Raw genomic sequence first — 24,372 nt, 5'->3', positions numbered from 1 at the left:
TTGTACGGCCGCAACGGCCGTGCCGCGATGATACTGCCGCATTTGCCAGGCATAAGTCTCCTGTCGCATCGCATGAGCTGCGCTATTCGCTTGTGGGGTGCGCATGTGCGTTTGTACGGGACTGCCGTCCGGGTACCACATTCCGGGAGGTGATGGCTCGTGACGCTCGCGCAGCTCGACCTGACGGGGGACCTGGCCCGGCCCACCCGGCTGACCGTGCCGGACCTGCTGAACTGGCCGCTGCACCGGGTCCGGGTCAGCTTCGAGTGCGCCACCAGCGGCACCCAGGTCCACCGTTTCGCGGGACCACGGCTCTACGACGTCCTGTCCGCGGCGGGTCCCGGCTTCGACCCCGTCCGCCGCAAGGACCGGTTGCGCTTCCTCATCGCGGTGAGCGGTACGGACGGGCACCACGCGCTGCTGTCCTGGGCCGAGATCGATCCCGACTTCGCTCATGCCCCTGTTCTGCTCGCTGTGAGCATCGATGACACCCCGCTGGACCGTGCCGGACCACAACTGGTGCTTCCACAGGACCGTTGCGGGGCCCGGCACATCAGTGGGATCAGTGCGATACGGGTGGACGGGCGGTACGGCGCGGCGAGTTGGCCAGTGCCAGCCACACCCGGTCGCGGGTCAGCGGAAGTTCGGTGAAGCGGACGCCCGTCGCGTCCCGCAGCGCGTTGGCGAAGGCGGGCGCGACCGGGTTGAAGGGGCTCTCGCTCATCGACTTGGCGCCCAACGGCCCGATGGCGTCCGCCGTTTCCATGAAGTGCACCTCGGTGCGCGGCACGTCCGCGTACTGCGGGAGCCGGTAGCGGCGGAACGCGGCCGTCTCCACCGCGCCCCGCCCGTCGATGCGGACGTTCTCGAAGAGGGTCGCGCCGAGCGCCTGGGCGACCCCGCCCTCCACCTGGCCCCGGCACTGCATCGGGTTCATCACCTTGCCCGCGTCGGCCGCGTGCACACTGCGCAGGATGCGGATCTCGCCGGTGTCCGGGTCCACGGCGACCCTGAACCACTGCGCGTTGAAGGCCACGGAACGCGGGGTGCCGTCGAAGTGCCCGTCGGCGGTGAACTCCATCCCGACCGCCGCGCCCGCCGCGTGCAGCTCCTTCAGCGACAGACGGCCACCAGGGTGCAGTACGGCTTCCTCCGCCAACCGGCAGTCCGTGCGCGGGAGTCGCAGATGGGCGGCGGCGAAGTCGAGCAACTGGTCGGCCAGGGCGCGGGATGCGCGCAGCGTGGCCTTGCCCGCCACCACCGTGCCCGTGGAGGCGAAGGCGCCCGTGTCGTGGCGTACGACGTCCGTGTCGGACTGGCGGACGGTGATCCGGTCGACGGTGGTGGCGAGTTCACCGGCCGCGATCTGGCGGTGGACGGTCGTCGTGCCGTTGCCGAACTCGGCGGTGCCCACGGCCAGATCGAAGCCGCCGTCGGGCAGGAGGCTCGCCTTCGCGTCGGCGATGTGGCCGCCGGGCGGGCCGGTCGCGATCATCGCCAGGGCCGCTCCTTCGCCCACCAGCCAGCCGTCGGGAGCCGCTTCCCAGGGCTCGGTCCGCGCGCGGCGCACGATCGACACGCACTGGTCGAGTCCGTAGCTCGCGATGTGCAGGTCCTCCTCCTCGCCGCCGGGGGAGAGCATCGGCTCGCCGGGGCCGATGATGTTCCTCGCCTTGAACTCCAGGGGATCCAGGTCCAGTTGGCGGGCGAGTTCGTCGAGGGCCGACTCCACGGCGAACATCACCTGGCCGAGGCCGTAGCCCCGGAACGCGCCCGCCGGGACGGTGTGCGTGTAGACCGAGAACGCGTCGACCTTCTTGTGCGGGGCGCGGTAGACGGCCATCGACTCGCCGACGCTGTGGAACATGACGGCGGGGCCGTGGTTGCCGTAGGCGCCCGTGTTGGAGACAACTCGCAGTTGCAGTGCGGTGAGTTGGCCGTCGCGCCGGGCGCCCGCCTTCACGTGGATCGTGAACGGGTGGCGAGTGGTCGCGCCGTAGAACTGTTCGGCGCGGGTGTACTCCAGTTTCACCGGGCGGCGCAGGCGCAGGACCGCGAGGGCGACGATGTCCTCGACGAGCATCTCCTGCTTGCCGCCGAAGCCGCCGCCGACCCGACCGGCGACGACCCTGACCTGCTCCTCGGGGAGGTCGTAGAGCGCGCAGAGGGCGCGGCGGGTCAGGAACGGGGTCTGTGAACTGGTGCGTACGGTAAGTCTGTTGTTCTCGTCGAACCAGGCCACCGCGCCGTGCGTCTCCAGGCTGGCGTGCTGGACACGCTGGGTGCGGTAGGTGTCCTCGTACACCGCGTCGGCCTCCGCGAAGCCCGCCTCCACGCTGCCGATCTCGCCGTGCGCCTCGCCGACCACGTTGTCCTGGGGGCGTGAAATGCGGGCCGTCGTAGCGTCCTTGTCGTGGACGACGGGCGCGCCGGGGCGCATCGCCTCCTCCGGGTCGAGGACCGCGGGCAGGATCTCGTACGTCACCTCGACGCGGCGGCAGCCCTCCTCGGCGGCGGCCTCGCTGTCGGCGACCACGGCGGCGACGCGCTGGCCGACGTGGCGGACGGTGTCGTCCAGGACGCGGGTGTCGTCGGGGTCCTCGGTGGGGTGCTCGTGGCGGGCCGTGGAGAAGTGCCGTTCGGGGGCGTCGTAGTGGGTGAACACCGCGTGCACGCCCGGGACTTGGAGGGCCGCCGTGGTGTCGATCGCGGTGATGCGGGCGTGGGCGTGCGGGGAGCGCAGGAGCTTCATGTGGAGCAGGCCGGGGATGTCGATGTCGAAGGTGTAGCGGGCGGTGCCGGTGACGACCTGGGGGCCCGCGGGGGCGGGGAGGTTGCGGCCCACCGCCTCGCCCGCGCCCGGTGCCTCGGCGTGGCAGACGCCTCGTACCGCGTCCTCGATGGCGCGGTAGCCGGTGCAGCGGCAGAGGTTGCCCTTGAACGCGCGGGGGAGATCGGCGAGTTGGTCCTCGTCCAGGGTGGCCGTCGTCATCAGGAAGCCGGCCGTGCAGAAACCGCACTGGAAGCCTTGGGCGTCGAGGAACTTCCGCTGGACCGGGTGGAGTTCGCCGTCCTCGGCGGCCAACCCTTCGACCGTGGTGACCGTTCGGCCGTCGGCGCGGAAGGCCGGGTAGAGGCAGCTGTGCACCGGCTCGCCGTCCACATGGACCGTGCAGGCGCCGCAGTCGCCCGCGTCGCACCCCTTCTTCACGCCGAACCAGCCGCGGTCGCGGAGGTAGGTGCGCAGGCACTGGCCGGGGCGGGGTTCTTCGGCGAAGGAGCGGCCGTTGATCTCGATCTTCATGCTGCCGTCTCTCCCAGTTCCAGTTCCCGGCGGATCTCCTCCGCGTAGAGGAACGTCATGTGCGCCCGCCATTCCGGCAGCCCGTGGATGTCGTCGAACCATTCGTCGACGGTGGAGGCGATCGCCGTGCGCAGGTCCCCGGCCGTGGGCGGCAGCGGGAAGCGCAGGCGGAACGGGCGGACCGTCGACGTCGTGATCGTCAGCGCGAATGAGCCGTCCTGCGGGTCCAGGGCGCCGATGACCAGGACTCCGGAGCGGCCGAGGCCGTAGAGGGAGGCCTGGCGGAAGGCCGTACGGCAGGTCAGGGCGCGGGCCGGGACGGTGATCGAGCGGAGGAGTTCGCCGTCGGCCAGGTCCTTGCGGCCCGCGCCGGTCACGAAGTCGGCGACGCGGACCCGGCGGTGTGTGCCGTCCTGGGCGAGGAGCAGGCACTCGGCGTCCAGGGCGGCCGTGAGGGAGATCATCGGGCCCGCGGGGAGGGCGTTGCAGAGGTTGCCGCCGACCGTCGCCATGTTCCAGACCTTGAAGGAGGCGAGGAAGGCGCGGCAGCACTGCTCGAAGAGCGGGGCCGCCTCGGCCGTCAACTCCTTCGCGAAGCGCGAGAGTTGGGCGATCGTGCAGGTCGCGGCGATCTCCAGGGAGCCGTCCGGGAGGCGCTGGACGGGGGTCCAGCCGGTGCGGCTCAGGTCCACCAGGCGGCGCAGGTGCGGCTGCGGCTCGGAGAAGAGATAGGTGCCGCCACCGAGCCAGGCGTCGCCCGGCCGCCAGGGAGTCGGCTGCCGGGCGTCGAGGATCTCGGCCACCGTGTTCAGGTCCATGACCGCCAGTGAAGCAACGCGGACCGGGCCGGGACGACTGGTTCACAACACGGAAACGCCGATGTTCCAGGGCATCGCTCTGGAGGATCAACCAAGAGGCGTTTCGGGCGATTGGTCTTGCACTTACCATGCAATCACTCGTGTTCACCTGGCGAATGCGAGATGCGAGGAGCCGGAACCATGCACGTCGAACACCTTCTTCAGGACGAGTCCCTCGGCCTGCGTCTGCTGTGGGCCGAGGACGCCCAGCTGGCGCGGGAGATCAGCGGAGTGACCGTGACCGACCTGGAGGACCCCGCGCGGTTCGTGCGCCGGGACGAGGTGGTGCTCAGCGGACTGGTCTGGTGGTCCGCCGAGGACGGGCCCGGGCGGGCCGAGCGGTTCGTGTCCGCGTTGCGCGGGGCGGGGGCCGCCGCGCTGCTCGCCGGGGAGGAGACGCACGGCTCGGTGCCGGACGACCTCGTCGAGGCGTGCGTCCGGCACGGGGTGCCGGTGGCCGCCGTACCGGCGCACATCATGTTCCGCGCGATCACCGACACCGTGTACCTCGGGCGGTGGGGCGAGCTGAGCCGTCGGCACGCGCTGCCGGACGGCGTGCGGGGGCGGCTGAGCCGGATGGCCGCGCAGGGGGCCGGGCCGGAGGCGATCATGGCGACGGCCTTCGCTCACCTCGAACGGGCCGTCGCCTATGTCCTCACCCCCTCCGGGCGTACGGTCGCGGCCACTCCGGGTGCGGCTGCGATACCTGCGCGGAAGGCCGCCGCGCTGCTGGCGGAGGCCCTGCCCGTCGACGCCGACGGAGTCTCGCCGTACGAGCGCTGGCACCTCTGCCTTCCCGACCCTGATGACGCCCCGCCGCGCATGCTGCACGAACTGGCCTTGGTACTGGGGCGCAGCCAGGAGGCGCGGGTCCGCTCGCGGGCCGAAGAGCGCCAGACGGCGGACGAGTTGGGCGCGCTGCTCGCCGTGCCGGGTACGGATCCTTCGGTCGTGACGGCGGCGCTACGGTCGTGTGGGCTCCCGGAGGAAGGGCCGTACCGCGTGCTGGTCGCGGAGACCGGGGCGCAGCGGGCCGGGCTGGCGGAGGGGGCGTTGGCGGAGGTGGTCGCGCATGTGGTGGCGGGGGTGGGGGCCGCGGCCGTAGGACGGCTGCCGGACGGAACCGCGTTCGCGGTCGTCACCCAGGGGGAGGCCGAGGCGTTCCGCGAGGTCTGGCTGCTCGTTGCCGCCGGTGAGGCGGCCGTGCCGCTCTACGGCGGGACCGGGGCGGCCGTGGCCGGGGCGAAGGATCTCAACGGGGCGCTGGCGCAGGCGCGTTACGCGCTCAGCTCGGCGCGCGGTACCGCGCGCGGTGGCTCCGTGCTCACCGACGCCTCGGCGCTCACCGGACTCGACGCGCTGCTCACCGGTGTGCCGGCCGAGGTCCGTACCGCCTTCAGCCGGACCGTTCTCGGTGAACTGCGGGGCAACGCCGTCCTGTTGGAGACCCTGGAGACCTTCCTCGCCTGCGACGGCTCCTGGGCGCGGACCGCGGAGGCGCTGCATCTGCACGTCAACTCCGTGCACTACCGCATCGGTCGCATCGAGCACTTCACCGGCCGCGACCTCTCCCGCCTCTACGACCGACTCGACCTGTGGGCAGCCCTGTTGTGCCGGACGGACAGCGCCTAACCTGCACGTCACAGGGGAGGTCAGGGATGCTGTTGCGTCAGCTGGAGTACCTCGTCGCGCTCGCCCGGGAACGGCACTTCGCGCGCGCCGCGGCGGCCTGCTATGTCTCGCAGCCCTCGCTGTCGGCCGCGATCCAGCGCCTGGAGCACGAGTTGGACGTGCCGATCGTGCGGCGCGGCCAACGGTACGAGGGGCTGACGCCCGAGGGCGAGGTGGTGCTCGCCTGGGCGCACCGCATCCTGGCCGAACGGGACGCCCTGCACCAGGAGTTGTCCGCCCTGCGCGGCGGCCTCACCGGCACGCTGCGACTGGGAGTCGTGCCGACCGCGCTGCCCGCCGCCTCCCTCCTCACCACCCCGTTCTGCGAACGGCACCCCCGGGCCCGGGTCGCCCTGGAGTCGCTGTCGTCCGTCGACATCCGGCACGGGCTCGCCGAGTTCGAGCTGGACGCGGCGATGACATACCTGGACGACGACAGCCTGCGCAACGTCCGCCGCCTCCCGCTCTACGAGGAGCGGTATGTGCTCCTCACGCCCGTCGACGGGCCACTTGGCGGTGTTTCCAAGGCCAGTTGGGCGCAGGCGGCCACACTCCCGCTCTGTCTCCTGAACTCGCGGATGCGCAACCGCCGCATCATCGACGAGTGTTTCGCCGCCGAGGGGGCGACGGCCTCCCCGGCGATCGAGTCGGACAGCGTCGCCGGGCTCTACACGCTGCTGCCGGGCGGGCGTTGGTCGAGCGTGATCTCACACGCGTGGCTGCACATGTTCGACGTACCGGAGGGAATGCGGGTGGTGCCACTGAACGGGCCCGCGCACGGGCCCCGGGTCGGACTCGTCGTCGCCCGCACCGAACCCCAATCCGTGCTGGCGGAAGCCCTGTTGAAGGTGGCGCGGGAGGCGGGCGTACGCGACGCGCTCGACGAGCTGCTGCACACCTACCTGGGCGACGGGCGCTGATAGACGCGGGCTATCCGGGCATAGCAACGTTCGCTTTGACCAGGGCGATTCACCCCGAGGATCGTGAAGTGCACCTTCCGACAACGGAGTTGAGGAGCCGCGACATGGCCAAGGTTCTCTGTGTCCTGTACGACGACCCGACCGACGGTTACCCGACCTCGTACGCCCGCGACGACCTGCCCGTGATCGACCACTACCCGGGCGGCCAGACCACCCCCACCCCCGAGGCGGTCGACTTCACCCCGGGGCACCTCCTCGGCAGCGTCTCCGGTGAACTCGGCCTGCGCGCCTACCTGGAGGGCGCCGGGCACACCCTGGTCGTCACCTCCGACAAGGACGGCGAGGGCTCGGTCTTCGACCGGGAACTGGTCGACGCCGACATCGTGATCTCACAGCCGTTCTGGCCCGCGTACCTCACCCCCGAGCGGATCGCCGCCGCGAAGAACCTCAAGCTCGCCGTCACCGCCGGCATCGGCTCCGACCACGTCGACCTCGACTCGGCGATCTCCCACGGCGTGACGGTCGCCGAAGTGACGTACTGCAACAGCATCAGCGTCGCCGAGCACGTCGTGATGATGACGCTGTCCCTGGTGCGCAACTACCTGCCGTCCCACCAGGTCGTGCTCGACGGCGGCTGGAACATCGCGGACTGCGTGGCCCGTTCGTACGACCTCGAAGGCATGCACGTCGGGACGGTCGCCGCCGGGCGGATCGGGCTCGCGGTGCTGCGGCGGCTCGCGCCCTTCGACGTGAAGCTGCACTACACCGACCGGTACCGGCTGCCCGAGGACGTGGAACGGGAGTTGGGGCTGACCTGGCACGAGAGCGCCGAGGACATGGTGCCGCACTGCGATGTCGTCACCATCAACGCACCGCTGCACCCCGAGACCGAGGGGCTGTTCGGCGACAAGCTGCTCGCGCGGATGAAGCGCGGCGCGTATCTCATCAACACCGCGCGGGCGAAGATCGTCGACCGGGACGCGGTCGAACGGGCGCTGCGCGGCGGGCAGTTGGCGGGGTACGCCGGTGACGTGTGGTTCCCGCAGCCCGCTCCGGCGGACCACCCGTGGCGCACCATGCCGCACCACGGGATGACTCCGCACATCTCCGGTTCGTCGCTGTCGGCGCAGGCGCGGTACGCGGCGGGCACCCGGGAGATCCTGGAGGCGTTCTTCGCCGGGCGGGCGATCCGGGACGAGTACCTGATCGTGGACGGGGGCGCGTTGGCGGGGACCGGCGCGCATTCCTACTCGGTCAACAAGTGACGCGGTGGCCGACGGGGGCCGCTGCCCGCCTCACACGCGGTCGATATGTACGTTCGTCGACTTCACGCGGGCGGTGGCCTCCATGCCGACCTCCAGGCCGAGTTCCTCCACCGCCTCCCGGGTCAGCAGTGAGACCAGCCGGTGCGGACCTGCCTGGATCTCGACCTGGGCGGCGACGTCGCCGAGCTTGATCGCGGTGACGATGCCGGGGAACGCGTTGCGCACCGAGGTGTAGGACGTGTCCTCCTCGACGGCGCCCGACTTCGCCAACTCGACCGAGAACGCGGCCAGATCGACACCGTCGATGAGTCGACGGCCGCCCTCGTCGCGGTGGGTCGTCACCCGGCCCGCGTCCGCCCACCGGCGCGCGGTGTCCGGACTCACGCCGAGCAGCCGCGCCGCCTGGCCGATTGTGTAGGACTGCATGTGCGCCACCCTAGGGCCAGAAACGGTAACCGGTGGACGGGGGGTTGGCTCTGGGGTATAACGCGATATAGCGTCAGTCCGTCGATCGGGGTGAGGGTATGTCGGGTGAGCTGATGAGCACGACCGGGTTGCGGGCCTCGCACGCGGACCGGGACCGCGTCGTGGACGTGCTGACCGGCGCGGCCGGTGACGGACGGCTGACCGCCGAGGAACTCGACGAGCGCGTCGAGGCCGCCCTGTCCGCCCGCACGCTGGGCGAGCTGGCGGTCCTGACGGCCGACCTGCCGGTGGTCGCCGGCGCGACTCCGGTCGAGGTGAAGGACGTCGCCCGTATCGAGCAGAACGGCGGCTCGACGCGGCGCGGTGACGGCTGGGTGGTGCCGCGCCGACTGGAGATCCAGTCCCGCCTGGGCGATGTGACCCTCGACTTCACCCAGGCCGTGATCACCCAGGCCACGCTCCGCATCGACCTGGACATGCACCTCGGTGTGCTGCGGCTGCTGCTCCCGCCGGGCGTCGCCGTGAACACCGACGACCTGGTGCTCAACTACAGCAAGGTCAAGACGCGCGGACCCGGCGATACGGGGGCCCCGGTGGACCTGCGGATAGAGATCGTCGGGCAGTTGGGGTTCGGGAAGGTCCTGATACGCCGGACGCGGCGCAAGGTCAGGAAATCCCCGACGCCCTGAGCACCGACCGGGCCGCCTCGTCGTCGACCAGATGACCCAGGTGACGCCGGACATCGGTGCCCTGACGCAGCGTCCCGCGCTCCATCGAGTGCCGTATGCCCGTGTCCAGTTCGTGCCAGAGGAGGGGGTTGGCGACCAGCACCCGGGGGTCCACTTCGAGCCACTGTCCGTGCGTGTCCCGCAGGACCAGGCGCGCGGAGACGTCGCCGTACTGCCGTACGACGGTCAGCGCGTCCGTCCGCACCGTGCGGCGCAGCAGGGGGCTGTCCACGGTGAGCCAGCCGGGGCCCGCGGTGACGCGATGCGGGAGCAGCACGGCACAGAGCGCCGCCGACATGGCGAACCACAGCAGCGCGCGGGTCAGGGTGAGGGTTCCGGCGTTCCAGTCGACCAGCAGGGTCATCCCGAGGAAGCCGAGCGCGCAGCCCGCCGCCAGCCGGGCGTCGCCACGCCAGTGGCGGTCGCCGGTCGGGTCCGGTGGTGGGGTGCTGTACCGCATGAGGCCGACGGTAGGCCGCCCCGAGCCCACCGCGCGGTCCACTGACGGGCCTCTTACACTGCGGCACCGGATTTTGTCGTGTCTCTTACGGTGACGGAGGCCCGGCCGTTCCCGAACGGCCGGCCGGTGTACGGGCAGCGGTCCCGGTCCGCTCGGCCGACGTGCTCGCAGCGAGCCCGGTCCGCTCGGCCTACGTGCCGTCAGCGGCCCCGGTCCGCTCAGTCGACGTGGCGACCGCGGCCCCCGTCCGCTCAGCCCGTGTGCACGCGCGGGCGCCTCGTGCGGTCCGGCTCCGCCTCGCGGAGGACCTCTCGGGTGACCGGGGCGACCTCGCCCTGGCCGAAGAGGAAGAAGCGGAGGAAGTTGGCGAAGGGGTTGCCCTCGGTCCACTCGAAGTACATGTGCGGGATGCGGCCCGTCGTGTCGCGGACGTGGAGCATCAGCGCGGCCAGCGCGTTCGGGATGGACGAGGATTCGAGGGTCAGCACCCGGTAGCGGCCGTGCAGCACCTCGCCGCGCACGGTCAGGCCCGCCTCGAACTCTGAGGCGTCGAGGACCGTCACCTCCACGAACACGAAGTCCTCGCCAGGGATGTCGTTGTCGGCGCGGATCTGCTCGATCTTCTCCCGGTACTCGGCCTTGTCGCGGCGGTCGGGCTCGTTCGCGACGAAGCGGATCTTCCGGCTGGCCATGTCCCGGATGAATCGTTCCGCCATGGGGTCCAACTGCACGCTGGTGACGCGCAGTTCGAAGGCGCGGGCCAGCCGGGACAGCAGGGAGACCAGGATGATGCCGGCGATGAAGCAGGCGCCGATCTTCACGCCGTCCGGGCGCTCGATGACGTTCACGACGGTGACGTAGAGGAGGACCGCCGAGACGATCCCGAAGGCGATGGTCCAGTTGCGCTGGCGGGCGCGGCGGGCGGAGATGGTCACCGCGATCGCGGCCGAGGACATCAGGACCAGCACGCCGGTGGCGTAGGCGCCGCCCTGCGCGTCGACGCTGGCGTCGAAGATCCAGGTCACCAGGAACGCGATCAGCGTGAAGACGATCACCATCGGGCGGACGGCCCGCGCCCAGTGCGGGGCCATGCCGTAGCGGGGCAGATAGCGCGGCATCAGGTTGAGCAGGCCCGCCATCGCGGAGGCGCCGGCGAACCACAGGATGGCGATGGTGGAGAGGTCGTAGACGGTGCCGAAGCCGTTGCCCAGGTACTCGTGCGCGAGGTAGGCGAGCGCGCGGCCGTTGGCCTGGCCGCCCGTCTTGAACTCCTTCTCCGGGATCAGCACGGTGGTGATGAAGCTCGTGGCGATCAGGAACACGCTCATGATGAGCGCGGCCGTCGTCAGCAGCTTCTTGGTGTCCCGGATCCGGCCCTTGGGGTTGTCGTGGGTGTCGTCCGGGTCGCCCTCGACGTGCGGCATCACGGCGACCCCCGTCTCGAAGCCGGACAGACCCAGCGCCAGCTTGGGGAAGACCAGCAGGGAGACGCCGACCATCGCGAAGACGTTGCCGTGCTCGGTGGTCAGGGCGCTGCTCCAGTCGGTGACCACGTGCCCGTGGGTGGCCACGTGCCACATGCCGACGATCACGACGACGACGTTGAGGCTGAGATAGGCGGCCACCAGGTAGACGGCGACCCCGATCGCCTCCAGGAAGCCCTTCAGGAACACCGCGCCGAGCAGGGCGACCAGGATCAGCGTGATCAGCATCTGCTTGTCGTGCAGCATGCTCGTCAGGTGCGGGTTCTCCACGAGGTGGGTGGAGGCGTCCGCCGCCGACAGCGTGATGGTGATCAGGAAGTCGGTCGCCGCGAACCCGAGCAGGGTCAGGACGAACAGCTTGCCCTTCCAGAACGACAGCAGCCGTTCCAGCATCGCGATGGAGCCCTCGCCGTGCGGACTCTCCTCCGCCACCCGCCGGTACACGGGCAGGGCGCCGGCCAGCGTGACGACCACGAGCACGATCGTCGCGACCGGCGAGAGCAGTCCGGCCGCGAGGGCCGCGATGCCCGGCTGGTAGCCGAGGGTGGAGAAGTAGTCGACACCGGTCAGGCACATCACCCGCCACCAGCGCTGACCCTTGTGGGCGTGCTCTTCGGGCTCCGGCGCGGACTGCGGCACCTGCTGGCCGCCGCCCTTGCCCATGTCGGCCAGGCCCTCCAGCATCCAGGCGCGCAGGCGACTGGGAGGGTGTTCGGTCGTGACCATGGGCGTGCTCCTGGGGTGCGGGTCAGCGTGCGGTTTCTGGCCATCACGCGGACGGCGGCACCAGCGTAAGCGGAGAGTGACGCGTGGGCCCATGGATGTCGGGGCGGACGGCGTCAATCTTCCGTTAAGACTGGCCGGGTGGGCGGCAGGAGCGCATCAGGAAGGGGTGGCCGGGAGCGGTTCGGGGCGCGTTGGGCTGTATGGGGGGTGTTGGGAGGGCCGTACCGGACGGTGGACACCGAGCGTGACGACGGGCCGGGCGCGCATGCCGAAGAGAGCCGCCGCCCGCCCCCGTACCACCGCCTCACACGTCCGCCAGCCGCGCCTCCTCCAGGTCCAGCGACCGCTGCAACCGCCTGCGGGTCGTGTCACTGATGGCGTGGTCGTCGTAGAGCCGCTGAAGTTCCACCGCTTCTACGGCGATCAGGTCGCGGCGCAGCTGGCGGTAGACCAGGTCGGCCGATTCGGCGTGCGTCGCTTGGCCGTTGGGCTCGGCGAGGCGGTCGCGGGCGTCGTCGAGACGGGCGTTGAGGCCCCGGCGGAGCCGGTCGAGGACGACGTCCGGTACGGCCTCCAGCTCGGCGAGTTCGTCGAGGCGGCGGATGCCCGCGTCGGCCAACTTGCAGCGGGCGGACGCCTCTTCGCGTTCCGTGTGGTCGGGTTCCAGCGCGATGCCGGAGCGGCGGACCACGGGCGCGAGGGTGAAGCCCTGCACGACCAGGGTGACGACTACGACCGAGGTGGTCAGGACCAGGACCAACGGCCGGTCGGTCAACGCGGCGCCGCCGCTGGTGACCTCCGGGATCGACAGGGCCGCCGCCAGCGGAAGGACACCCCGGGTGCCCGCCCAGGTCAGCACCATCGGCACCCGCCAATTCACCCTGTGCGTCCCCGACTTGCGCTGCACCACCGCCGACAACGGCGCCAGCCACAGCAGTCGTACGGCGATCAGGGTGCCCGCCACCGCGAGCGCGTACAGCGGCCAGGCCCGGTCGCCGTCGGACAGCGCCCGCACCTGCGTGGGCAGGGCGAGACCGATCAGCGAGAACACCACGCTCTCCAGCAGGAACACCAACGTGCCGTAGACCGCGTGCAGTTGGAGCCGTATGCGGGCGTTGGTGAGCCGGTCGCCGCGACCGCCCAGGACGACCCCGGCGACCACGACCGAGGTCACGCCCGACGTGTGCGCCCCCTCCGCCAGTACATAGGCCGCGTACGGCGTGACCAGGGCGATCACCGTCTCCAGGACCGGGTCCTCGGTGCGCCGCCGGATCAGTGTCACGGCGTGGGCGACGGCCGCCCCGATGACCGTGCCGCCACCCGCGAGGACGATGAACTCCCCGCCCGCGGCACCCCAGTCGGCCGCCGCCGAGGCCACCGCGACGCTCACCGCGACCCGGAACAGGACCAGCGAGGTCGCGTCGTTGAACAGGGACTCCGCCTGGACGAGCATCTGGACCCGGGGCGGCAGCGCGAGCCGCCGGCCCAGCGCGGTGACGGCGACCGGGTCGGTACTGGCCAGGACCGCGCCGAGCACGAACGCCATCTGCCAGGACAGCGGGGTCACCGTGGACGCGACCCAGCCCACCGCCGCCGCGGAGGCGAGGACCAGGCCGATCGCGAGGATCCCGACCGGCTTCCACACGGCCTTCAGCTCGCGCCACGACAAATCCTCGGCACTGGCGTAGAGCAACGGCGGCAGCACCACCAGACCGATCACGTCCGGGCTGATCCCGATGGCGGGGGTGCCCGGCAGCAGCGCCACGGCGAGACCGGCGACCACGAGGAGAGAGGGGGCGGGGATCCGCCAGCGGCGGGCGAACGTCGCGACCAGCGTCGCCAGTACCACCAGAGCGAGAACCGTACCGACGCCGCGCATGCCGTCCCCTTGTGGTCTTGGACGAGCCCATGCGGACTCCCCGCCGACCAGACTTCCCGGCACACCGCGGCCACCCTAACCCGGCCGGACGCCGTCAAGACAGTGTCAACGTCCTCGCGGGCGGCGCCAGAGACGCGTCAAGACGTCTGCCCGAAGGCCTGCCGGGCGCTTCTCTGGGAGGCGATGAACGACGTACAACGACGCGGGCGACTCAAGGTCTACCTCGGGGCGGCCCCGGGCGTCGGCAAGACCTACCGCATGCTCGACGAGGCGCGGCGCCGGGCCGCCCGGGGCGCCGACGTGGTGGTGGGCTTCGCCGAGTGCCACGGGCGACCGCTCACCGAGGCGATGCTCGACGGCCTGGAGGTCGTGGCGCGGGCCCAATGCGCCTACCGGGGCGGGTACTTCGAGGAGATGGACCTCGGCGCGGTCCTCGTCCGCCGCCCCGAGGTCGCCGTCGTCGACGAGTTCGCGCACAGCAACGTGCCCGGCGGCGGACGCAACGCCAAGCGCTGGCAGGACATCGACGAACTCCTCGCCGCCGGCATCGACGTCGTCACCGCCGTCAACGTGCAGCATCTCGCCTCCCTCAAGGACGTCGTCGAGAAGATCACCGGGGTACCGCAGCACGAGACGGTGCCCGACGACGTCGTACGCCGAGCACAGCAGATCGAACTCATCGACATGCCGCCCGAGGGACTACGGCGGCGCATGGCACACGGCAACATCTACACGCCCGAGAAGATCGACGCGGCCCTCGCCAACTACTTCCGGCCCGGAAACCTCACCGCACTACGGCAGTTGGCGCTGCTGTGGGTCGCCGACCGGGTCGACGAGGCCCTGCACACCTACCGCGCCGAGCACGCGATCGGCGGGGTGTGGGAGACCCGGGAGCGGGTGGTCGTGGCGCTGACCGGCGGCCCGGAGGGCGATACGCTCATCCGGCGGGCCGCCCGCATCGCCGACCGGTCGGCGGGCGGTGATCTGCTCGCCGTGCACGTGGCCCGCAGCGACGGACTCGCCGCCGGGGTGTCGCACGCCTCGCTCGCCCGACAGCGGCGTCTCGTCGAGGACCTGGGCGGCAGCTACCACTCGGTGGTCGGCGACGGGGTCGCCACCGCCCTGGTCGAGTTCGCCCGCACCGAGAACGCCACCCAACTCGTCCTCGGCACCAGCCGCCGGGGCCGGTTGGAACGGTTCCTGACCGGCCCCGGCACGGGCGAGACGGTGACTGAGCTATCGGGAGACATCGACGTACATCGGGTCACGCACGAGCGTGCCGGGCGCGGCACCCTGCTGCCCTCCCGTCGCCGTACCCTCTCGACGGGGCGGCTGATCGCCGGTCCCGTGGCGGGACTTGTGCTGCCGGTGCTGCTCACCGTCTGCCTCGCGCAGGTGCGCGGCACGGTCAACCTCACCAGCGAGGCACTGCTGTTCCTGCTCGCCGTGGTCGGGGTCGCCTGCATAGGCGGCGTGACCTCGGCGGTCATCGCGTCGGTGACGGCCTCACTGCTGCTCAACTACTGGTTCATCCCGCCCATCGGCCAGTTCACGCTGGACGACCCCAACGCCCTGTTGGCGCTAGGGGTGTTCACGGTCGTGGCGGCGACCGTGGCCGCCGTGGTCGACCGTTCGCTACGACTGTCCCGCCGCTCGGCGCGTGCCACCGCCGAGGCCGAGACGATGTCGTCCCTCGCGGGCAGCATCGTGCGCGGTGGCCAGACGATCCCGGCCCTGCTGGAACGCACCCGCGAGACCTTCGGCACCGACTCGGCGGAACTCGTCGACGAACCGCCGGACCACGAGATCGGCGGCGGGGTGACCACCGTCCCCGCGGGCCCCGGCGCCTACCTGGTGCTGCGCGGACGCACCCTCTCCTCCTCGGAACGGCGAGTACTGGCCGCCTTCGCCGCCCATGTCGGCTCCGCCGTCGAACGGGCCCAACTCGCCGAAGCGGCGGCCGAGATAGAGCCGGTGAAGGCGGCCGACCGGTTGCGTACGGCGCTGCTGAGGGCGGTCGGTCACGACCTGCGGACGCCGCTCGCGGCGGGCTGGGCCGCCGTCACCTCGCTGCGCGGCCGGGACGTGGAGTTCTCGGACGAGGACCGTGACGAACTCCTCGCCACCGCCGACGAGTCGATGGCCAAGCTGAACCGACTGCTGGAAAATCTCCTCGACCTGAGCCGTCTTGAGGCGGGCGTCCTGCCGTTGAACCTGCGGGCCACGAGCCTGGAGGAGGTCCTGCCGATGGCGCTCGCGGACGTGCCCGACGTGGATCTGCGGGACGTGGAGTCGATCCCGCCGGTGCTCGTAGATCCGCCGCTGCTGGAACGCGTGATCGCCAACCTGGCGAGCAACGCGGCCCGGCACACCCCGCCCGGGCGCCGGGTGCTGGTCACCGCCAGTGCGCTGGGCGGGCGGGTGGAGTTGCGGGTCGTGGACCGAGGGCCCGGGCTGCCGACCACCGGACGCGAGCGGCTCTTCGAGCCGTTCCAGCGCCTCGGTGACACGGACAACACCACCGGGCTCGGCCTGGGTCTCGCCCTCGCGCGCGGCCTCACCGAGGCGATGCACGGGACGCTCACCCCCGAGGACACACCGGGCGGCGGCCTGACCATGGTCGTGTCGATTCCGTTGGCGGAGCGGGCAGTTGAGCCGGAATCGACCACGACCACGGCGGCTACTCCAGGCCGGACACCTTGAACACGGTCTCGGCGGTCTCGCGTTCGACGCGGTGCGCGACCCGGCGCAGCGCGGTCGCCCCGCAGGTGAGCGAGCCCGAGACAAGGGACTTGTGCGCGTCCTCGGCCAACCGGTGCCACAAGTCAGGGTTGTTGACCAGCACGTCCGGATCGATCTCGACGCGACCGCCGAACTCGTCCCGCAGCGACAGCCGTTGAGAGATCCCGTCCAGACAGCGCACCGACACGAGCCGGTCCGTGCGGACGCGTCGCTCGCGCAGCAGCCGGCGCGAGGACAGCCAGCCCTCGCCCGCCCGGACCCGCGCCGGATACAGCACCACGAAGAGCAGCAGCGCCACGGCGAACCAGAGCGCGGCGCGCCAGAGCGTGAGCCGACCGCTGAAGTGGTCGACGATCAGCAGGAGTCCGAGAAGCGCGCCCGCACAGCGGAATGTGCCGCGCAGGTCGCGCGTCCATCGTCGGTCCTCCATCGGTGCCATGGAGGCGACGGTAGGGATTCCCGGCGTACGGAAGCCGGGCCTTGACGGGACTCTGACGGACGGCCGGTGGATCTTGACGCGCCCGCAGCGTCCCCGCCGGCGGGCGGGAGCAGTTGCCCTGGTCACACCCTCGTCAAGTTCGCGTCAAGGAACGCGTGTTCGGCGCGAAGAAGCCGCAAGGAGAAGGAGAAACCCGCGGTGACGGGACCGAACCTGGAGCGCACCCGCGCGTCCGTACCTTGAAGGAGCCACCAGCATGACCGTTCTGACCGTCCAGCCCGGCGAGACGCCCGCCGACGAGGAGCCCCCGGATACCGGCGAGCGCCATCGGCTGACCGCCCTCGCCGGGTTCGCGGCCCTGTCCCTGGACGCCATGGCGTCCGTGGCGTACGGCCCCGAGGCGATCGTCCTCGTGCTGGCCGCCGCCGGGGCGCACGGACTCGGCTTCACCCTGCCGGTGACGCTCGCCATCGCCGCACTGCTGGCGGTCCTCGTCGCCTCCTACCGGCAGGTCATCGCGGCCTTCCCGGACGGCGGCGGCTCCTACGCGGTGGCGAAGACCCACCTCGGCGCGCGGACGAGCCTGGTGGCCGCGGCCTCGCTGGTGCTGGACTACGTACTGAACGTGGCGGTGGCCGTGACGGCCGGAGTCGCCGCCCTGACCTCGGCCTTCCCGCGCCTGTACGACGACCGGCTGTGGCTGTGTCTCGCGGTGCTGGTGCTGGTCACGGGGGTGAACCTGCGCGGGATCGTAGAGTCGGCGCGCGCCTTCATCGTGCCGACCGTGGTGTTCGTCGGCTCGATCTTCGTGCTCATCGTGGTCGGTCTGTTCCGGTCCGCGCCGGTGAGCACCGCGACCGCCGACGGCCATGCCTCCGCGCTCGCGGACAACGCGACGAGCGTCGGCACCCTGCTGTTGCTGAAAGCATTCGCCTCCGGGTGCAGCGCCCTCACCGGCGTCGAAGCGATAGCCAACGCCGTGCCCTCCTTCCGCGCACCCCGCGTCAAGCGGGCCCAGCGCGCGGAGGTCGCCCTCGGCGCGGTGCTCGGCGTGATGCTGATCGGCCTGTCCGTCCTGATCTCCCGCTTCCACCTCCAGCCCGTCCAGGGAGTCACCGTCCTCGCCCAGCTCGCGGACGCCTCCCTCGGCCACAACTGGGCTTTCTACGTCATCCAGTTCGCGACGATGATCCTGCTCGCGCTGTCCGCGAACACGTCCTTCGGCGGGCTGCCCGTGCTGCTGAAGCTGCTGGCCCGGGACAACTACCTCCCGCACGTCTTCGCGTTGAAGGCCGACCGCCAGGTGCACCGGCACGGCGTCCTCGCGCTGGCCGCGGTCTCGGCGGCCCTGCTGGTGTTCTCGGGCGGCGACACCAACACCCTCGTGCCGCTCTTCGCGATCGGTGTCTTCGTCGGCTTCACGGTCGCCCAGGTCGGCATGGTCCGGCACTGGCGCGGCGAGCGGGGCCCAGGCTGGCGCGGCAAGGCCCTGCTGAACGGCTTCGGCGCGCTCCTCACAGGCGTCGCCGCGATCGTCGTCACCGCGACCAAGTTCGAGGAGGGCGCCTGGCTGATCGTGATCGCCCTGCCCCTGCTGGTGCTCGCCTTCGAGACCGTGCACCGCGCGTACGCGCACATCGGCGAACGGCTCGGCCTCGGCCGCATCCCGGAACCGCCGCACCGCGACCGGTCGGTGGTGATCGTGCCGGTCTCCTCCCTCACCCGGCTCACCTCCGAGGCCCTGACGGCCGCCGCCTCGCTCGGCGACGAGGTCCGCGCGGTCACCGTCTGCTACCCCGACCCCGAGGACCGCGCCCACCTCCACGCCCTGGAACGCGCCTGGGCCGAGTGGAACCCCGGCGTCCCCCTGGTCCGCCTCACCTGCGAACGCCGCACCCTGGGCCGCCCCATCGCCGCCTACGTACGAGACGTCTCAGCGACGGAACCGGACACCCGGGTCACCGTCCTGATCGCCGAGGTGGAGCCCGTCCGCCTGTGGCAGCGGCTGCTCCAGAACCAGCGCGGAGCCGTCGTCGCCCACGCCGTACGACGGGACACGGACGCGGTGATCTGCCGACTACGGTTCCGCCTGTTCTGACGCACGGGACGTGAAGCGGGCACCTGCTTCGCCACCGGGGTACGGTGCCCGCGCCTGCGGCTGCCGCAGGGGCGTCGGCGTGGAACTGCCTGCGAGCGCCGCTGCCGGTGCTGCCGTGGAGCCGCCCTGGGGGTTGGTGCGGGTGTATCGGCGTGGGGCGACTGTGGGTCGGTGTCGGCGGTGTCGGCGGTGCCGTGGAGCGGCCTGCGCCTTGGCGCCGGGCTGCCGTGCAGCTGCCCGCGGGCCTGTGCCGACGCTGCCGTAGAGCCGCCCTGGGGGTCGGTACGGGTGTTGCCGTGGAGCCGCCGCGCGGGCTGGTGTCGCTGTCGCGGGAAACCGCTCGCGGCCCGGTGCCGGCGGTGCCGTGTAGCGGCCTGCGGCCCGTGCCGACGCTGCCGTAGAGCCGCCCTGCGGGCTGGTGTCGGCGCCGTCGGAGACCACCCGCCGCCCCGCACCGCAGTCGTCGGAAACCGCTCGCGGGCCGGTGTCGGCGTCACCGTAAAGCCGCCCCGCGGCCCGGCGTCGGCGTCGGCGAAACCGGCCGTCGGTCGGTGCCCCGTGCCGTCGTGGAAGCTCGCTCGCAGGCCGCAGCACGGTGTTGCCGTAAGAGTCGCGTCAAAGGCGTGTGTGCTGCCGTATGGGACCCGTCAACGGCGGGTGAATCCGGTCATGGGCGCGGTTACCTCTAAGCGTCCGTTCCATTCGAACCTCAATCCAGGAGCTCACGATGGCCGATCTGGCCTTCGTCGTCACCACGATCGCGGTCTTCGCGCTGGTGGCCCTCGTCGCCAAGGGGGTGACGAAGCTGTGACCGCCGAGAACATCGTCGGCCTCGTCGTGGCCGTCGCCCTGCTGGGCTATCTCGTCCTCGCCCTGATCTTCCCGGAGAGGTTCTGAGCCACGACATGGGTCCCGTACTCGCAGGTGTCCTCCAGTTGCTCGCCCTCATAGGCGCGCTGGCACTCGCCTACATCCCCCTCGGCAACTACATGGCCCGGGTCTACTCCTCCGACAAGCACTGGCGCGTCGAGAAGTGGATCTACAAGGGCATCGGTGCCGACCCGAACACCGAGATGCGCTGGCCCGCGTATCTGCGCGGCGTGCTCGCCTTCTCGGCCGTCGGAGTCTTCTTTCTCTATCTGCTTCAGCGGTTGCAGGGCATTCTGCCCGGCTCGCTGGGCTTCTCCTCGGTGAATCCGGCGCAGTCGTTCAACACGGCCGTGTCGTTCGTGACGAACACCAACTGGCAGTCGTACTACGGCGAGCAGACCATGGGTCACGTCGTGCAGACCGCCGGTCTCGCCGTGCAGAACTTCGTCTCCGCGGCCGTCGGCATCGCCGTCGCGGTGGCTCTCGTACGGGGCTTCGCGCGCTCCCGTACCGGTGAACTCGGCAACTTCTGGGCCGACTTGGTGCGCGGCACGATCCGTATCCTGGTGCCGCTCTCCGTGGTCGCTGCCCTCGTGCTCGTCGCCTGCGGTGCCATTCAGAACTTCTCCGGGATTCACGAAGTCGGTCAGTTCATGGGCGGGCGGCAGGAGTGGAACGGCGGTGCCGTTGCCTCGCAGGAGGCCATCAAGGAGATCGGTACCAACGGCGGTGGCTACTTCAACGCCAACTCCGCGCACCCCTTCGAGAACCCGACCCCGTTCACCAACCTCTTCGAGATCTTCCTGCTGTTGGTCATCCCGTTCGCGCTGACCCGCACCTTCGGTGTGATGGTCGGCTCGATCAAGCAGGGCTACGCGATCCTCGCCACCATGGCCACCATCTGGGTCGGCTTCGTCGCCCTCATGATGTGGACCGAGTTCGCCCACCACGGCTCGGCGCTCCAGATCGCCGGCGGTGCGATGGAGGGCAAGGAACAGCGCATCGGCGTCGGCGCCTCCTCGATCTTCGCGGTGTCGACCACCCTGACCTCGACGGGCGCGGTGGACTCCTTCCACTCCTCGTTCACCGGTCTCGGCGGCGGAATCACCATGCTGGGCATGCAGTTGGGCGAGATCGCGCCCGGTGGTACCGGCTCCGGCCTGTACGGCATGCTGATCATGGCGGTCATCGCGGTGTTCATCGCCGGACTCATGGTCGGCCGTACGCCCGAGTACCTGGGCAAGAAGATCGGCACCCGCGAGATGAAGCTCGCGGCCTGCTACATCCTGATCACCCCGGCCCTGGTGCTGATCTTCGCGGCCGCCTCCATGGCGCTGCCGACCCCGCCGCACTCGATGCTGAACTCCGGCGCGCACGGCTTCTCCGAGGTGCTGTACGCCTTCACCTCCGCCGCGAACAACAACGGCTCGGCCTTCGCCGGTCTGAACGCGAACACCGACTGGTTCAACACCATGACCGGGCTCGCGATGCTGCTCGGCCGCTTCCTGCCGATGGTGTTCGTGCTGGCCCTGGCCGGTTCGCTCGCCGAGCAGAAGCCGGTGCCGGTCACCGCGGGCACCCTGCGCACCGAAAAGCCTCTGTTCACCGGCCTGTTGGTGGGCGCGATCCTCATCATCACCGGTCTGACCTACTTCCCGGCGCTGGCGCTGGGCCCGCTGGCCGAGGGGCTGGCGTCATGAGCACCCGCATAGACAACCAAGAAAACCAAGAAGACCAAGAGGACTCGATGTCCACTGCCACTCCGACCCGGGCGCCGCACAGCGATGTGCCGACCGGTCACACGTCCCCCGAGGGGCGGGTCGGCGCGGGCCTGTTCGACCCGAAGCAACTGATCAGGTCCCTGCCCGACGCCTGCCGCAAGCTCGACCCGCGCATCATGGTCAAGTCGCCCGTCATGTTCGTGGTGTGGATCGGGTCCGTGCTCACCACCGTCTTCTCCTTCAAGGACCCGGGCGACTGGTTCGGCTGGACGATCAGCGCCTGGCTGTGGCTGACCGTCATCTTCGCCAACCTCGCGGAGGCCGTCGCCGAAGGCCGCGGCAAGGCGCAGGCCGACACCCTGCGCAAGGCCAAGACCGACACGGTGGCCCGGCGACTCAACGGCACGGTCGAGGAGCAGGTCCCCGGCACCGAACTCCGCATCGGCGACCTGGTGGTGTGCGAGGCGGGCGACATCATCCCGGGCGACGGTGACGTCGTCGAGGGTGTCGCGTCCGTCGACGAGTCGGCCATCACCGGCGAGTCCGCGCCCGTCATCCGCGAGTCCGGCGGCGACCGTTCGGCCGTCACCGGCGGCACGAAGGTCCTCTCCGACCGCATCGTCATCAAGATCACGACGAAGCCCGGCGAGACCTTCATCGACCGGATGATCGCCCTGGTCGAGGGCGCAGCCCGGCAGAAGACGCCCAACGAGATCGCCCTGAACATCCTGTTGGCCTCGTTGACGATCGTCTTCCTGCTCGCCTGTGCCACGCTGCCGCCGTTCGCGGACTACGCGGGCACCCACCTCACGATGATCGTGCTGGTGGCCCTGCTGGTCTGTCTCATCCCTACGACCATCGGCGCGCTGCTCTCCGCGATCGGCATCGCGGGCATGGACCGGCTGGTGCAGCGGAACGTACTGGCCATGTCCGGCAGGGCGGTTGAGGCCGCCGGTGACGTCTCCACTCTCCTGCTCGACAAGACCGGCACCATCACCCTCGGCAACCGTCAGGCCTCCGAGTTCGTGCCGGTGACCGGCACCACCGCGGCCCGACTCGCCGACGCCGCCCAGCTCTCCTCGCTCGCCGACGAGACGCCCGAGGGCCGCTCCATCGTCGTCCTCGCGAAGGAGAAGTACGACCTGCGCGAGCGCCACCAGGGCGAGTTGGCGCACGCCGAGTGGATCGCCTTCACCGCCCAGACCCGCATGTCGGGCGTGGACGTCGACGGGCGCAAGATCCGCAAGGGCGCGGCCGGTTCGGTCGTCGCCTGGGTCCAGGAGCGGGGCGGCGAGGTGTCCGAGGACGCCGGAGCGCTCACCGACCGGATCTCCGCGGCGGGCGGTACCCCGCTGCTCGTGGCGGTCGAAGACGCCGACGGCGCACGGGTGTTGGGCGTCATCCACCTCAAGGACGTCGTCAAGGCGGGCATGCGCGAGCGGTTCGACGAGCTGCGCCGCATGGGCATCAAGACCGTCATGATCACCGGTGACAACCCGCTGACCGCCAAGGCGATCGCGGACGAGGCCGGCGTCGACGACTTCCTCGCGGAGGCCACTCCCGAGGACAAGATGGCCCTCATCAAGCGCGAGCAGGCCGGCGGCAAGCTGGTCGCGATGACCGGCGACGGCACGAACGACGCGCCCGCGCTGGCCCAGGCGGACGTCGGCGTCGCGATGAACACCGGCACGTCGGCCGCGAAGGAGGCCGGCAACATGGTCGACCTCGACTCGAACCCGACGAAGCTCATCGAGATCGTCGAGATCGGCAAGCAACTCCTCATCACCCGGGGCGCGTTGACGACGTTCTCGATCGCCAACGACGTCGCGAAGTACTTCGCGATCATCCCGGCGCTGTTCGCGGCGGTCTACCCGGGCCTGGACAAGCTCAACATCATGCACCTGGCCTCGCCCGACTCCGCGATCCTGTCGGCCGTCATCTTCAACGCGCTGGTCATCATCGCGCTGGTCCCGCTCTCCCTGCGGGGCGTGCGGTACCGGCCGGTCAGCGCGGACAAGATGCTCCGCCGCAACCTCGGGATCTACGGCATCGGCGGCCTGATCGCGCCCTTCATCGGCATCAAGATCATCGACCTCCTCATTTCCCTCATCCCCGGAATCGGCTGACCAGTTATGAACAACTCGGTATCCAACACAGCCCGGTTGCTCTGGGCGGGCCTGCGCGCCCTGCTCGTGCTGACCCTGGTGACGGGCGTCATCTACCCGCTGGCGGTCACGGGGGTGGCCCAGGCGCTGTTCAACAACAAGGCGAACGGCTCGGAGATCAAGGCGGACGGCAAGGTCGTCGGTTCCTCGCTCATCGGTCAACAGGGCTACAGCCTGGACTACTTCCAGGGGCGCCCCGCCAATGGACTGGGCACCAACTCCGTCAACACCCGGTACAAGCTGATCCTCTCCGGTGCCACCAACCTCGCCGCCGACAGCAAGGTGCTGGTGAAGCAGGTGGAGGACGCCAAGGCGGCGGTCGTGAAGAACAACTCCACGGCCGACTACAAGGTCAGGCCCTCCCAGGTACCGGCCGACGCCGTCACCTCCTCCGGTTCCGGCCTCGACCCGGACATTTCCCCGGCCTACGCCGAACTCCAGGTCCACCGGATCGCCGAGCGCAACCACCTCTCCGTCACCCAGGTGGAGAAGCTGGTCAAGGACCACACCGACGGCCGCACCCTGGGCTTCATCGGTGAGCCCACGGTGAACGTCCTCGAACTCAACATCGCGCTCAAGTCCCTTGTGACGAAGAGCTGATGGCGTTACGCGACCGG

18 protein-coding genes are annotated in these 24,372 nt (G+C 70.6%); 11 read left to right on the top strand and 7 right to left on the bottom strand.

Features of this window, described 5'->3' with window-relative positions:
• Positions 1-159: 159 nt before the first annotated feature.
• On the top strand, positions 160-651 hold the full coding sequence (locus tag ACWIHT_RS30800; RefSeq protein WP_456171542.1) for a molybdopterin-dependent oxidoreductase: 492 nt from the start codon (positions 160-162) through the stop codon (positions 649-651).
• On the opposite strand, the gene ACWIHT_RS30795 is transcribed toward ACWIHT_RS30800, so the two are convergent.
• Together ACWIHT_RS30795 and ACWIHT_RS30790 are read right to left on the bottom strand one after the other, a co-directional pair.
• Positions 563-3,304, bottom strand: a complete 2,742-nt coding sequence (locus ACWIHT_RS30795; RefSeq protein WP_456171541.1) for a molybdopterin-dependent oxidoreductase — start codon at positions 3,302-3,304, stop codon at positions 563-565. The genes ACWIHT_RS30800 and ACWIHT_RS30795 overlap by 89 nt on opposite strands.
• Positions 3,301-4,122, bottom strand: coding sequence for an FAD binding domain-containing protein (locus ACWIHT_RS30790; protein ID WP_456171540.1), 822 nt, complete (start codon positions 4,120-4,122; stop codon positions 3,301-3,303). The genes ACWIHT_RS30795 and ACWIHT_RS30790 overlap by 4 nt, the downstream gene beginning before the upstream one ends.
• A 180-nt stretch (positions 4,123-4,302) precedes the next feature.
• Between ACWIHT_RS30790 and ACWIHT_RS30785 the strand changes: the two genes are divergently transcribed.
• From ACWIHT_RS30785 to ACWIHT_RS30775, 3 genes are all read left to right on the top strand, one after another.
• On the top strand, positions 4,303-5,793 hold the full coding sequence (locus ACWIHT_RS30785) for a helix-turn-helix domain-containing protein (RefSeq protein WP_456171539.1): 1,491 nt from the start codon (positions 4,303-4,305) through the stop codon (positions 5,791-5,793).
• A 26-nt stretch (positions 5,794-5,819) separates the two neighbouring features.
• Positions 5,820-6,752 carry a LysR family transcriptional regulator gene (locus ACWIHT_RS30780; RefSeq protein WP_456171538.1) on the top strand — a complete coding sequence of 311 codons (933 nt, stop codon included), beginning with the start codon at positions 5,820-5,822 and terminating at the stop codon, positions 6,750-6,752.
• 104 nt (positions 6,753-6,856) lie between these two features.
• Entirely contained in the window at positions 6,857-8,017 is a 1,161-nt protein-coding gene (locus ACWIHT_RS30775) for an NAD-dependent formate dehydrogenase (RefSeq protein WP_456171537.1), read from the top strand.
• A 30-nt stretch (positions 8,018-8,047) separates the two neighbouring features.
• On the opposite strand, the gene ACWIHT_RS30770 is transcribed toward ACWIHT_RS30775, so the two are convergent.
• Positions 8,048-8,443: a TOBE domain-containing protein gene (locus ACWIHT_RS30770; RefSeq protein WP_200713589.1), complete on the bottom strand. Its 396-nt coding sequence runs from the start codon at positions 8,441-8,443 to the stop codon at positions 8,048-8,050.
• Positions 8,444-8,541: 98 nt separating this feature from the next.
• Here ACWIHT_RS30770 and ACWIHT_RS30765 point away from each other — a divergent pair, with 98 nt between their 5' ends.
• Positions 8,542-9,132, top strand: a complete 591-nt coding sequence (locus tag ACWIHT_RS30765) for a DUF1707 SHOCT-like domain-containing protein (protein WP_456171536.1) — start codon at positions 8,542-8,544, stop codon at positions 9,130-9,132.
• On the opposite strand, the gene ACWIHT_RS30760 is transcribed toward ACWIHT_RS30765, so the two are convergent.
• The 3 genes from ACWIHT_RS30760 to ACWIHT_RS30750 all read right to left on the bottom strand — a co-directional run bounded on the left by ACWIHT_RS30760 (position 9,110) and on the right by ACWIHT_RS30750 (position 13,720).
• Entirely contained in the window at positions 9,110-9,631 is a 522-nt protein-coding gene (locus tag ACWIHT_RS30760; protein ID WP_456171535.1) for a hypothetical protein, read from the bottom strand. The two genes, ACWIHT_RS30765 and ACWIHT_RS30760, sit on opposite strands and share 23 nt — an antisense overlap.
• A 251-nt stretch (positions 9,632-9,882) precedes the next feature.
• The gene (locus ACWIHT_RS30755; protein WP_456171534.1) at positions 9,883-11,841 is read right to left on the bottom strand and encodes an amino acid transporter; all 1,959 of its coding nucleotides are present in this window, start codon (positions 11,839-11,841) and stop codon (positions 9,883-9,885) included.
• A gap of 304 nt (positions 11,842-12,145) precedes the next feature.
• The gene (locus ACWIHT_RS30750; protein WP_456171533.1) at positions 12,146-13,720 is read right to left on the bottom strand and encodes a Na+/H+ antiporter; all 1,575 of its coding nucleotides are present in this window, start codon (positions 13,718-13,720) and stop codon (positions 12,146-12,148) included.
• Positions 13,721-13,903: 183 nt separating this feature from the next.
• On the opposite strand from ACWIHT_RS30750, the gene ACWIHT_RS30745 reads away from it, so the two are divergent.
• Complete coding sequence (locus tag ACWIHT_RS30745) at positions 13,904-16,423, top strand: ATP-binding protein (RefSeq protein WP_456171532.1); 2,520 nt, start codon at positions 13,904-13,906, stop codon at positions 16,421-16,423.
• Here the strand turns inward: ACWIHT_RS30745 and ACWIHT_RS30740 are convergent.
• The gene (locus tag ACWIHT_RS30740) at positions 16,401-16,901 is read right to left on the bottom strand and encodes a hypothetical protein (RefSeq protein ID WP_456171531.1); all 501 of its coding nucleotides are present in this window, start codon (positions 16,899-16,901) and stop codon (positions 16,401-16,403) included. The genes ACWIHT_RS30745 and ACWIHT_RS30740 overlap by 23 nt on opposite strands.
• 256 nt (positions 16,902-17,157) lie before the next feature.
• Between ACWIHT_RS30740 and ACWIHT_RS30735 the strand changes: the two genes are divergently transcribed.
• The 5 genes from ACWIHT_RS30735 (at position 17,158) to ACWIHT_RS30715 (ending at position 24,355) form a co-directional block, all read left to right on the top strand.
• Entirely contained in the window at positions 17,158-18,999 is a 1,842-nt protein-coding gene (locus tag ACWIHT_RS30735; RefSeq protein WP_456171530.1) for an APC family permease, read from the top strand.
• Between the two features lie 807 nt (positions 19,000-19,806).
• Positions 19,807-19,896 carry a K(+)-transporting ATPase subunit F gene (gene kdpF, locus ACWIHT_RS30730; protein WP_016434100.1) on the top strand — a complete coding sequence of 30 codons (90 nt, stop codon included), beginning with the start codon at positions 19,807-19,809 and terminating at the stop codon, positions 19,894-19,896.
• Positions 19,897-19,904: 8 nt separating this feature from the next.
• Positions 19,905-21,569, top strand: coding sequence for a potassium-transporting ATPase subunit KdpA (gene kdpA / locus ACWIHT_RS30725; protein ID WP_456171529.1), 1,665 nt, complete (start codon positions 19,905-19,907; stop codon positions 21,567-21,569).
• 47 nt (positions 21,570-21,616) lie between these two features.
• Complete coding sequence (kdpB, locus tag ACWIHT_RS30720) at positions 21,617-23,716, top strand: potassium-transporting ATPase subunit KdpB (RefSeq protein WP_456171528.1); 2,100 nt, start codon at positions 21,617-21,619, stop codon at positions 23,714-23,716.
• 6 nt (positions 23,717-23,722) lie between these two features.
• Positions 23,723-24,355, top strand: a complete 633-nt coding sequence (locus tag ACWIHT_RS30715) for a potassium-transporting ATPase subunit C (protein ID WP_456171527.1) — start codon at positions 23,723-23,725, stop codon at positions 24,353-24,355.
• The last annotated feature ends 17 nt before the right edge of the window (positions 24,356-24,372 follow it).

Source organism: Streptomyces sp. NPDC002276 (genome assembly GCF_053891435.1).
The sequence above is the reverse complement of the archived record's forward strand: the minus strand, read 5'-3'. Positions and strand labels throughout refer to the sequence as shown.

Bases quoted from the DNA above. Each gene is read 5' to 3' on its own strand.
- ACWIHT_RS30795 (WP_456171541.1), bottom strand. From the start codon at position 3,304: ATGAAGATCGAGATCAACGGCCGCTCCTTCGCCGAAGAACCCCGCCCC.
- ACWIHT_RS30790 (WP_456171540.1), bottom strand. From the start codon at position 4,122: ATGGACCTGAACACGGTGGCCGAGATCCTCGACGCCCGGCAGCCGACT.
- ACWIHT_RS30785 (WP_456171539.1), top strand. From the start codon at position 4,303: ATGCACGTCGAACACCTTCTTCAGGACGAGTCCCTCGGCCTGCGTCTG.
- ACWIHT_RS30780 (WP_456171538.1), top strand. From the start codon at position 5,820: ATGCTGTTGCGTCAGCTGGAGTACCTCGTCGCGCTCGCCCGGGAACGG.
- ACWIHT_RS30775 (WP_456171537.1), top strand. From the start codon at position 6,857: ATGGCCAAGGTTCTCTGTGTCCTGTACGACGACCCGACCGACGGTTAC.
- ACWIHT_RS30770 (WP_200713589.1), bottom strand. From the start codon at position 8,443: ATGCAGTCCTACACAATCGGCCAGGCGGCGCGGCTGCTCGGCGTGAGT.
- ACWIHT_RS30765 (WP_456171536.1), top strand. From the start codon at position 8,542: ATGTCGGGTGAGCTGATGAGCACGACCGGGTTGCGGGCCTCGCACGCG.
- ACWIHT_RS30760 (WP_456171535.1), bottom strand. From the start codon at position 9,631: ATGCGGTACAGCACCCCACCACCGGACCCGACCGGCGACCGCCACTGG.
- ACWIHT_RS30755 (WP_456171534.1), bottom strand. From the start codon at position 11,841: ATGGTCACGACCGAACACCCTCCCAGTCGCCTGCGCGCCTGGATGCTG.
- ACWIHT_RS30750 (WP_456171533.1), bottom strand. From the start codon at position 13,720: ATGCGCGGCGTCGGTACGGTTCTCGCTCTGGTGGTACTGGCGACGCTG.
- ACWIHT_RS30745 (WP_456171532.1), top strand. From the start codon at position 13,904: ATGAACGACGTACAACGACGCGGGCGACTCAAGGTCTACCTCGGGGCG.
- ACWIHT_RS30740 (WP_456171531.1), bottom strand. From the start codon at position 16,901: ATGGCACCGATGGAGGACCGACGATGGACGCGCGACCTGCGCGGCACA.
- ACWIHT_RS30735 (WP_456171530.1), top strand. From the start codon at position 17,158: ATGACCGTTCTGACCGTCCAGCCCGGCGAGACGCCCGCCGACGAGGAG.
- kdpA (WP_456171529.1), top strand. From the start codon at position 19,905: ATGGGTCCCGTACTCGCAGGTGTCCTCCAGTTGCTCGCCCTCATAGGC.
- kdpB (WP_456171528.1), top strand. From the start codon at position 21,617: ATGTCCACTGCCACTCCGACCCGGGCGCCGCACAGCGATGTGCCGACC.
- ACWIHT_RS30715 (WP_456171527.1), top strand. From the start codon at position 23,723: ATGAACAACTCGGTATCCAACACAGCCCGGTTGCTCTGGGCGGGCCTG.